The sequence below is a fragment of the Amycolatopsis sp. NPDC045836 genome (assembly GCF_056431745.1).
In genome coordinates, this window is sequence record NZ_JBWKKF010000026.1 from 89,829 (window position 1) to 99,340 (window position 9,512).

At 71.6% G+C, this 9,512-nt stretch carries 9 protein-coding genes; 5 read left to right on the plus strand and 4 right to left on the minus strand.

Annotation, left to right across the window (positions count from 1 at the left end; all coding sequences use genetic code 11):
* Positions 1-178 precede the first annotated feature (178 nt).
* The gene (locus AC07EG_RS34695) at positions 179-1,027 is read left to right on the plus strand and encodes a TIGR03621 family F420-dependent LLM class oxidoreductase (protein WP_478257482.1); all 849 of its coding nucleotides are present in this window, start codon (positions 179-181) and stop codon (positions 1,025-1,027) included.
* Here the strand turns inward: AC07EG_RS34695 and AC07EG_RS34700 are convergent.
* The gene (locus AC07EG_RS34700) at positions 1,024-2,145 is read right to left on the minus strand and encodes a hypothetical protein (protein WP_478257483.1); all 1,122 of its coding nucleotides are present in this window, start codon (positions 2,143-2,145) and stop codon (positions 1,024-1,026) included. The genes AC07EG_RS34695 and AC07EG_RS34700 overlap by 4 nt on opposite strands.
* A gap of 313 nt (positions 2,146-2,458) precedes the next feature.
* On the opposite strand from AC07EG_RS34700, the gene AC07EG_RS34705 reads away from it, so the two are divergent.
* The 4 genes from AC07EG_RS34705 to AC07EG_RS34720 all read left to right on the plus strand — a co-directional run bounded on the left by AC07EG_RS34705 (position 2,459) and on the right by AC07EG_RS34720 (position 4,516).
* Positions 2,459-3,079 carry a 50S ribosomal protein L25/general stress protein Ctc gene (locus AC07EG_RS34705; protein ID WP_478257484.1) on the plus strand — a complete coding sequence of 207 codons (621 nt, stop codon included), beginning with the start codon at positions 2,459-2,461 and terminating at the stop codon, positions 3,077-3,079.
* A gap of 7 nt (positions 3,080-3,086) precedes the next feature.
* Positions 3,087-3,680, plus strand: a complete 594-nt coding sequence (gene pth, locus AC07EG_RS34710) for an aminoacyl-tRNA hydrolase (RefSeq protein ID WP_478257485.1) — start codon at positions 3,087-3,089, stop codon at positions 3,678-3,680.
* Between the two features lie 138 nt (positions 3,681-3,818).
* Positions 3,819-4,169, plus strand: coding sequence for a DivIVA domain-containing protein (locus AC07EG_RS34715; protein ID WP_478257486.1), 351 nt, complete (start codon positions 3,819-3,821; stop codon positions 4,167-4,169).
* Positions 4,169-4,516 (plus strand): DivIVA domain-containing protein, encoded by a 348-nt coding sequence (locus AC07EG_RS34720; RefSeq protein ID WP_478257487.1) that lies wholly within the window; start codon positions 4,169-4,171, stop codon positions 4,514-4,516. The genes AC07EG_RS34715 and AC07EG_RS34720 overlap by 1 nt, the downstream gene beginning before the upstream one ends.
* Before the next feature lie 245 nt (positions 4,517-4,761).
* On the opposite strand, the gene AC07EG_RS34725 is transcribed toward AC07EG_RS34720, so the two are convergent.
* The 3 genes from AC07EG_RS34725 to AC07EG_RS34735 form a co-directional block, all read right to left on the minus strand.
* Positions 4,762-6,441, minus strand: coding sequence for a fatty acyl-AMP ligase (locus AC07EG_RS34725; RefSeq protein WP_478257488.1), 1,680 nt, complete (start codon positions 6,439-6,441; stop codon positions 4,762-4,764).
* Positions 6,442-6,627: 186 nt separating this feature from the next.
* Entirely contained in the window at positions 6,628-8,394 is a 1,767-nt protein-coding gene (locus AC07EG_RS34730) for an ABC-F family ATP-binding cassette domain-containing protein (protein WP_478257489.1), read from the minus strand.
* Complete coding sequence (locus tag AC07EG_RS34735) at positions 8,394-9,359, minus strand: 4-(cytidine 5'-diphospho)-2-C-methyl-D-erythritol kinase (protein ID WP_478257490.1); 966 nt, start codon at positions 9,357-9,359, stop codon at positions 8,394-8,396. The genes AC07EG_RS34730 and AC07EG_RS34735 overlap by 1 nt, the downstream gene beginning before the upstream one ends.
* Positions 9,360-9,512 lie beyond the last annotated feature (153 nt).

Here is a 9,512-nt window from a genome sequence, read left to right on the forward strand (position 1 = left end):
CCGGTCCACAGCCAAAAACACGGCGGGGATCTGTTCGTCGAGGCATCTTTCCCGCCTTGACGAACAGATCCCCGCCGTCGTCACCCGGAAGAACCGGGGTGGCACCCCCCACCCCCCACCAACTCCGCTGACCGCGAAATCCCCCCACCCACAGCCCGAAACCCATTACCTTCCCAGCATGGACTTCCGGTTCGGGATCACCCTCCGCTCCATCGGCACCGCCTCGGAGTGGGTCACCAAGTGCCGTGCCGCCGAGGCCCTCGGCTACGACGTCATCACCATCCCCGACCACATCGGCGGCGGCACCCCCGCGCCCTTCCCCGCCGCCGCGGTGGCGGCCGCGGTGACCGACCGGATCCGCGTCGGCACGCTGGTGCTCAACGTGCCGTTCCACAACCCGGCCCTGCTCGCCCGCGAGGTGGAGAGCACCGTCCGGCTCACCGGCGGCCGCTTCGAACTGGGCCTGGGCGCCGGCCACATGAAGGCCGAGTTCGAGGACGCCGGACTGCCCTGGCAGAACCTCCGCACCCGCCTGGACCAGCTCACCAGCACCATCGCCGACCTCCGCCGCCGCCTCGACGCCGCCGACGTCGAGATGCCGCCGCTGCTCGTCGCGGGCAACAGCAAGGGGGTGCTCCGGATCGCCGCCGAGCACGCGCAGATCGTCGGCTTCGCCGGGCTCAAACCGAAGCCGGGCGCCGAACCGGGGATCTGGAGCCTGGCCACCGAGGCCGAACTGGCCGAACGCGTCGCCTTCTACCAGGACCTCAACCGGCGGACCGAGTCGAACATGCTCATCCAGGACGTGGTGGTCACCGACGACCGCCGGGCCGCCGCCGAGGAGTGGGCCGGACTCGCCGATTCCACAGTGGACGCGATGCTCACCGCACCGCAGCTGCTGATCGGCACCGAAGCGCAGATCGCCGCCCGCGTCCGCGAACTGCGCGACCGCTTCGGCTTCACCTACTTCACCGTCTTCGAACCCGCGATGGCGCGGTTCGCGCCCGTCATCGAGGCCCTCCGCTAACCGCCGAGCGTGGCGAACTCCGCCTCGATCTTCTGCTTGATGCCGCCGACGTCCACCGCGGCGATCGCCTCGCCGGTGGCCGTCGGCATCGAGGTCACCTGGTAGGAGGCGGTCCGGTTCGGCACGCTGAACTTCACCGTGCACGGCACGTCGACGGTGGCGTTGGGCGCGGCGGTCGCCTCCGCGGAGCAGGTCTGGCTGCCCAGCCCCGGCGCGCTGACGTCCGCCTTGACCAGGATGCGGACCCCGGAAACCCGGCCGTCGGCGCCGACGATCGAGTTGCGCACCTTGACGTTCGAGGTGCACGAACCGCTGGTGGCGCACTGCAGGTCGTTGCCGTCGACCAGCACGACCAGTTCCGCGGCGTAGTCGAAGGCCTGCGCGAACGCGTCGACCGCGCCGCCGAGACCGTTCTTGAACTGCGCCAGCGCGTCACCGGTGAGCCCGCTAGGAGCCACCATCGTGCCCGCGCCGAACGCCTTGCCCGCACCGGCGACCAGCCCGGCGTCGAACGAAACCACCCGGTGCGGCCGGCTCGCGCCGACCTGCAGCACCCCGCCGGGCAGCGCCAGTTCGTAGACCTCGGTGCCGTCCGGCAGGCGCTTCTTCACCGGTTCCGCCAGCTGGTCCAGTGCGAGCGACGCGTCGTAGAGCGAATTGCGGATTTCGCGGGGGGTCAGCACCTTGCTCGGGCTCAGCGGCAGGTCGCCGTCCTCGACGAACATCCAGCGCTTGCCGTACTCCTCGGCCTGCGCGTCGTCCACGCCCTTGGTCTTCCAGTAGGCCGCCGGCGCGGACAGGTACGGCTTGCCGTCCGCCTCGACCAGGTTGACCACCTGCCCGCCGACGCCGACCGCGCCGAAGCTGGTGCCGTTCTTGGTCACGTTGAGCGCGAGGTCGACCAGCTCACCGGCGTCGTTGCGCGCCTGGCTGCGGTAGGCGATGGCCTCCTGCTCGGCCAGGTCGTCGACGGCGGCCTTGACCGCGTCGCGCTGGGCCTTGCGCGCGTCCGCCCGCGCCTGGTCGGCGGCCATCGGCCCGGCCGAACCGATGGTGGCCACCTCGCAACCGGCCAGCAGCAGCGCGGCTCCGGCGGCGAGCGCGGCGACTCCCCGCACCCGGCTCCTCCCCATGACGGTCCTCGCTTTCGTTTCGCCAGCCGAAATGTACTCATCCGACGCCACCGTTCGATAACGGTTCCCGCCGCCCCGCCGCGAACCCGCTGGACCGGCTTGCTCTACACTGTCTGGGTTGTCTCGGCGAGGCGGACTCCACGCGAGCACCCGGTGGTGTCCGACGTGATCGACGCGGCGGCTTGAGTCGCCACGCGTCCAAGTCACGTCGTGGGATTCGCCGCCGGCGCAGCCGAGATGGTCCTCCAGGGCCCCATCACACCTGAGTTCGCACAAGATTTGTGAGGAGTGCTTCACCGTGTCCGAGGTACGTCTGTCCGTCGAACCACGCACCGAGTTCGGCAAGGGCGCCGCGCGTCGCACGCGGCGCGCCGGCAAGATCCCCGCGGTTCTCTATGGTCACGGCTCGGACCCGCGGCACCTGTCGCTGCCGGCCATCGAGTTCGCCCGCGTCGTCCGCGAGAACGGCAGCAACGCCGTGATCACCCTGGACGTCGACAGCACCAGCGAGCTGGCGCTGACCAAGACCATCGTGGTCCACCCGCTGAAGAACTACATCGAGCACGTCGACCTGCTGGTCGTCAAGCGCGGCGAGAAGGTGACCGTGGACGTGCCGGTGGTCGTCACCGGCGAAGCCTCCCCCGGCACCCTGGTCTCGCAGGACCTGGACACGCTGCAGGTCGAGGTCGAGGCGCTGCACATCCCGGAGCAGTTCGAGGTCTCCGTCGAGGACGTGCAGGCCGGCACCCAGATCACCGCCGCCCAGGTGCAGCTGCCCAAGGGCGCCGAGCTGGTCACCGACCCCGAGGCACTGGTGGTCGCGGTCAACGAGGCGCCGAACGAGGCCGCCATGGAGGGTGACATCGACGCCGAGGGCGCGGGCGTGGTCGAGGACCAGCCCGAGACCACCGAGGCGTAGTTCCCCCGTGGGAGCCGACCTGCCCGGGGCCGGCGAGCAGATCGTGCTCGCCGGCCTCGGCAACCCGGGGCCCCGGTACGCGGGCAACCGGCACAACGCCGGTTTCCTGGTGCTGGACGAGCTGGCCGCGCGCATGGGCGGCAAGTTCAAGTCGCACAAGTCCGGCGGTGAGGTGCTCGAAGGCCGCCTCGCCGGGCGCAAGGTGGCGCTGGTCAAGCCCCGGTCGTTCATGAACCTCTCCGGCGGCCCGGTCGCCGGGGCGGCGCGCTTCTTCAAGGTCGCGCCGGACGGCGTCGTCGTCGTGCACGACGAACTGGACCTGCCCTACGGCGCGCTGAAGCTCAAGTTCGGCGGCGGCGACAACGGGCACAACGGGCTGCGCTCGATCACCAAGTCGCTCGGCACCAAGGACTACTACCGGGTGCGCTTCGGCGTCGGCCGCCCGCCCGGGCGGATGGACCCGGCCGACTTCGTGCTCAAGGACTTCTCCACCGTGGAGCGCAAGGAGCTCGCGCTCAACCTCGACCGCTGCGCCGACGCCGTCGAAGCGCTCGTCGAGAAGGGGCTGCTGGCGGCCCAGAACGCCTTCCACGCCGGGTGAAGATCGACACCCCGCGTGTTCGACTGCTCACCCGAAGGCGTGGGGTCTCGCCCCTGTTCGAGTAGCGGCTCTTCCCCGGTGCCCCGCGGCGGGCTAGGACGGAGAGGGGACGCAACCGACACCCCAGGGAGACCCCTCATGTCCTTGAGCGCCGATGACGCCAGGAGCGTCGCCTTCGCGAACGCTCCGATCGGCCGCCGCGGGTACGCCAAGACCGAGGTCGACGAGTTCGTCCGGCGGATCGCCTCGACCCTCGACGGGCAGGACGACCTGACCGCCGCCGAGGTGCACCACGTGGTGTTCGGCAAGCCGCTGATCGGCAAGCGGGGTTACGACGAACGCGAGGTCGACGAATTCCTCGACGCCGCCGAAGAGGCCCTGCTCGCGCACCTCGGCGCCGACCGGCGGGCGCACCAGGTGCCGTCGGCCAGGACCCCGGCCGACGCCACCGGCGCCGAGGCGCCGGTCGACCAGTACTCGGAGCGGTGATGGCGATCACCGCGGCGGACGTGCTGACCATCCAGTTCAACCGCGCGCCGCTGGGCACCCGTGGCTACAGCGAGGCCGAGGTGGACGCCTTCCTGGACCGGGTCGCCAGAACCCTCGACGGCGAGGACCACCTGACGGCGGCGCAGGTGCACGAGGTGTCGTTCAGCAAGCGGGCGCTCGGCGCGCGGGGCTACGACCAGCAGGAGGTCGACGGCTTCCTGCGCCAGGTGGAGAGCACGCTCGCCGCCACCGAAGGCTGGACCCCGCACGCGACGAACGCCCACATCGCCCCGGCACTGGAACACACCCACACCCGCCGCTCCCTGTGGCGGCGGGCGCGGAGCTGACAACCAGCAGCAGGGCACCGAGAGGAACGCCTCGGGTGGCCCAGCGCGCCACCTGCTCGGCCCGGACAACGCGGAACCGGTGCTGAGCGAACACGAGCCAACACCCCGGCAGCCCTCAGCACCGCCACCGAGCCGACCTGCTCGGTATCCGCCACTCCGGTGGCGACGGGCGCGGAGCTGACCGACGCGAGCGGTGGGCGGTGGATGCCGACCGGAGGACCAAGGTCAGCACCCCCGGCCACCGCCTAGCCGGCCGCCTGGTTGATCTGGTCGGCGTACTTCGCCGCGGTGGCGGCGCGTTTGACCTTGCCGGACGGGGTCTTGGGCAGGCTGCCGGCGGGCAGCACCACCACGGCGAACGGGCGCACGTCCACCGCGTCGCGCACGCGGCCGGCGACCTCCTTGGCCAGCCGCCGTTCCTCGGCCTCGTCACCGGCCAGTTTGGACTCCAGCACCACGGCGAACCGCTCGCGCCTGCTGCCCGCGTCGAGCCGGACGGCGACCGCGTTGCCCAGCCGCACGCCCGCCACCGAGGTGGCCGCGCGCTCGATGTCGGTCGGGTAGATGTTGCGCCCGCCCATGATGATGACGTCCTTGCGGCGGCCGCAGATGACGATCTGCCCGTCCACCAGGTAACCGAGGTCGCCGGTGTCGATCCAGCCCTCGGCGTCCTGCGTCTCGAGCGGACCGTCCACAGTGAAGTACCCCGGCGTGACGGCCGGGCCGCGCAGCCGGATCTCCCCGACCTCCCGTTCACCGAGCACGTTGCCGCCGTCGTCGGCGATCTGCGCTTCGAGGCCGTCGAGCGGGCGGCCGAGCACGGCGAACGAACGCACTTCCTCGGTGCCGCGGCGCGGATCGCCCTCCGGCACCGGCACCGCGCGGTTGTGCGCCTCCAGCGCTTCGGCTTCCACCACGTCCAGCGTCAACCCGGTGAACAGCGGCGCGAACGACACCGCCAGCGTCGCCTCCGCCATGCCGTAGGCCGGGAACACGCACTCCGGCGGCATCTTGAACCGCGCCCCGGCGTCGACGAAGGTCCGCACGGCGGTTTCGTCGATCGGTTCGGCGCCGTTGAGCGCGATCCGCAGCTTCGACAGGTCGAACGACTCGTCGGCGCGGGCCATCCGCTTGCCCACCACCGCGTAGGCGAAGTTCGGCGCGGCGGTGGTGGTGCCGCCGTACTTGGTGATCAGCCGCGGCCAGATCAGCGGCCCGGACAGGAACTCCACCGGGGTGATCTTGACCAGCTCCACGCCGAAGGTCATCGGCACGGTCAGGAAGCCGACCATGCCCATGTCGTGGAAGGTCGGCAGCCACGAGACCATCACGTCGGTCTCGAAGTCGAATTCGGCGCGCTCGACCATCGCCTTGACGTTGGTGTAGAGGTTGCCGTGGGTGATCCGCACGGCCTTCGGCTCGGCGGTGGACCCGCTGGTCAGCTGCAGCAGCGCGAGTTCGTCCTCGCCGACCGGCACCGGCTCGCCGATCGGCTGACCGGCGTCGAGGTCGGTGATCGAGTGGAAGGCGATGCCGTGCTCGGTCAGCACCGGCGCCAGCTGGTCGAACGGCTCGCCGAGCAGCACCAGCTCCGAGCCGATCATCCGCAGCACGCGCAGCGTGTCCTCGGCCCATTCGGCCAGGTCGGTGCGCGGGGTCGGCTGGTGCAGCATGGTCACGCTGCCGCCGGCCAGCCAGACGGCCTGCACGGTCGGCGCGATCAACGCGGGCGCGGCGGCCAGCACGGCGACGGCGCTGCCGCGCTCCAGACCGCGGTGGATGAGCTCGCCGGCGAACCGCCTGGCTTGCTCGTGGACCTCCGCCCAGGTGCGGCGAACCGGTTCCTTCGGCTCCCCAGTGACCATGCCCCGCTGCTGACCGCCCGCGGCCGCGGTGGCGACCAGGGTGTCCACGAACCGACTCATGGGCTCACCTTAGAGGGCGCCGCCGGAAGTCCTCCGGGAGTACCGGCGGATCCAGGTTTCTGCTGGGCGTGCCGCGTCGAGGCCCTCGTACCGGAGTTGTACTCGGGCCTTGACGCGGTGCGTCCTGCGGGAAGCTGGGCCGTCGAGACCCTGGTGGGCTTCCGGCCGCGCCCTCCGGGTGGACAGCTATTCGATGGCTTCGGAGGTCTCCAGCCAGCGCTGCTCGACTTCGTCCTTCTCCGCCTGCACGGTCTTCAGCTGAGCGTTCAGCTCCATCAGCTTCGCCGGGTCGGTGGCCGCTTCGAGCAGTTGCGCGTGCAGCTTCTGCTCCTTGTCGTGCAGCTGGTCCAGTTTGCGCTCCAGCCGCGACAGCTCCTTGCCGAGCGCGCGGACCTCGGCCGAGGACAGCTTCGGGCCGCTGTCGGCGACCGGCTCCTTCTTCACCGCGGGGCGTTCGGCGACCATGGCCAGGCGCCGCCTCAGGTATTCCTCGATGCCGCCGGGCAGGTGCGTGATGCGCCCGTCGCCGAACAAGGCGTAGACCGCGTCGCAGACCCGTTCGGTCAGGTACCGGTCGTGCGAGACCACCACCATGGTGCCCGGCCACGAGTCGAGCAGGTCCTCCAGCTGCTGCAGGGTGTCGATGTCCAGGTCGTTCGTCGGCTCGTCGAGCAGCAGCACGTTCGGCTCGGCCATCAGCAGGCGCACCAGCTGCAACCGGCGCCGCTCCCCGCCGGAGAGGTCTTCGACCGGCGTCCACTGCCGGGCCGGCGGGAAGCCCAGCTTCTCGGCCAGCTGCGACGCGGACAGCTCGTGCTTGCCGAGCACCACGCGCCCGGCGACCTGCTCGACGGCTTCCAGCACCCGCAGGTGCCCCGGCAGGTCCTCCAGCTCCTGGGTCAGGTGCGCCAGGCGCACCGTCTTGCCCTGGATCCGGCGCCCACCGGCCAGCTCGGTCTCCCCGGCCAGCGCCTTGAGCAGGGTGGTCTTGCCGGAGCCGTTCACCCCGACCAGGCCGATCCGGTCGCCGGGGCCGATGCGCCAGGTGACCTCGTCCAGCAGCGCCCGCTCCCCGGCGGTGAGGGTCGCGTCCTCCAGCTCGAGCACCGTTTTGCCCAGCCGCCGCCTGGCGAAGCTCATCAGCTCGACGGAATCCCGCGGCGGTGGCACGTCGGAGATCAGCGCTTCCGCGGCCTCGATCCGGTAGCGCGGCTTCGACGTGCGTGCCTTGGCGCCGCGTTGCAGCCAGGCCAGTTCCTTGCGCGCCAGGTTCTGCCGCTTCTCCTCCAGCGTCGCGGCCAGCCGCGCGCGTTCGGCCCGCGCGAACACCCAGTCGGCGTAACCGCCTTCGTACTGCTCGACGCGCCCGCCGACGACCTCCCAGGTGCGCCCGCACACGGTGTCCAGGAACCAGCGGTCGTGGGTGACCACCACCAGCGCGACCTTCCGCGCCAGCAGGTGGTCGGCCAGCCAGCGCACGCCCTCCACGTCGAGGTGGTTGGTCGGCTCGTCGAGCACCACCAGGTCCAGCTCACCGACCAGCGCGGCGGCCAGCGCCACCCGGCGCCGTTCCCCACCGGAGAGCGTGGCGGTCGGGTTGTCCAGACCCAGCCCGGTGATCCCCAGACCCTCCACAATGGATCGGACACGGGCGTCGGCGGCCCATTCGTGTTCGGCGTCGTAGGCGGCCAGCGCGGCGTCGCGCACGGTTTCGCCGGCCAGCTCGGTGCGCTGGGTGACCACGGCCATGCGCAGCCCGCGGACCTGGCTGACCCGGCCGCTGTCCGGTTCGGCGAGCCCGGTGAGCACTTCGAGCAGGGTGGTCTTGCCACCACCGTTGAGCCCGACGACGCCGATGCGCTCCCCCTCGCCGACGCCCAGCGAGACCTGGTCCAGCAGCGGGCGAACGCCGTAGGACTTGGAGACCGATTCGAGGTTGACCAGATTGACCATCACGCGTGCACCTGCGGCGGATTGGGACGGGGATCGGTGTCGCCGCCGACCGTCCGGGCGCCGGGGACGGGTCCGTGCGCGACGCGGACCGTGCGGCAGACACCGGCGCCGGACAGCTCGGCCGCCACTTCGAGCGCGGCTTCGGCGTCCTCGCAGAGGAACGCGCAGGTCGGCCCGGAGCCGGAGACCGTGCCGGCCAGCGCACCGGCGTTCACCCCGGCACGCAACGTCCGGCGCAGCCCGGGGCGCAGCGAGACGGCGGCGGCCTGGAGGTCGTTGCCCAGCAGCAGCGCCAGCTGCCGCGGATCGCCCGACGCCAGCGCCTCGACCACCGGGGCGTGCGAGCCGATCCGCGGTGGATCGCCCTCCGCGCGCAGCCGGTCGAGTTCGGTGAACACCTTCGGCGTCGACAGGCCCTTCTGGTCGAAGGCGAGCACCCAGTGGAAGGTGTGCCGCGAGAGCACCGGCACCAGGCGCTCCCCGCGGCCGGTGCCGAGCGCGGTGCCGCCGTAGAGCGCGAACGGCACGTCGCTGCCCAGCTTCGCGGCGACGTCGGCGAGTTCGTCGCGGGTGATCTCCAGCTTCCACAGCGAGGCCAGGCCGACCAGGGTGGCGGCCGCGTCGGCGCTGCCACCGGCCATGCCGCCGGCCACCGGGATGCCCTTGCGCAGCACCACCCGGACCTTCGGCTCGTCCTCGGCGCGGCCCACGTGCGCGGCCAGCGCCTCCACCGCGCGCCAGGCCAGGTTGTCCGCCCCGGTGGGCACCGATTTCTCGCCCTCGCCGTACACCTCGACACCGGGGTCTTCGGTCACCGCGACGGTCACCTCGTCGGACAGCGACAACGCCTGGAACACGGTCACCAGCTCGTGGTAACCGTCCTCACGCAGGTCACCGACCGCCAGGTGCAGGTTGATCTTCGACGGCACCCGGACGGTGACTGGGGGCGGAACGACAGCGAGCACGGGGTCAAGCCTACGTGGCGGGGGGGGGGGGGGGGGGGGGGGGGGGGGGGGAGGAGGGGGCGGGGGGGGGGGGGGGGGGGGGGGGGGGGGGGTGGGCGGGGGGGGGGGGGGGGAGAAGAGAGGGAGGCATGACACTATCAAGAGTTGGCCACT

Bases quoted from the DNA above. Each gene is read 5' to 3' on its own strand.
- AC07EG_RS34695 (WP_478257482.1), top strand. From the start codon at position 179: ATGGACTTCCGGTTCGGGATCACCCTCCGCTCCATCGGCACCGCCTCG.
- AC07EG_RS34730 (WP_478257489.1), bottom strand. From the start codon at position 8,394: ATGGTCAATCTGGTCAACCTCGAATCGGTCTCCAAGTCCTACGGCGTT.
- AC07EG_RS34715 (WP_478257486.1), top strand. From the start codon at position 3,819: ATGTCCTTGAGCGCCGATGACGCCAGGAGCGTCGCCTTCGCGAACGCT.
- AC07EG_RS34725 (WP_478257488.1), bottom strand. From the start codon at position 6,441: ATGAGTCGGTTCGTGGACACCCTGGTCGCCACCGCGGCCGCGGGCGGT.
- AC07EG_RS34720 (WP_478257487.1), top strand. From the start codon at position 4,169: ATGGCGATCACCGCGGCGGACGTGCTGACCATCCAGTTCAACCGCGCG.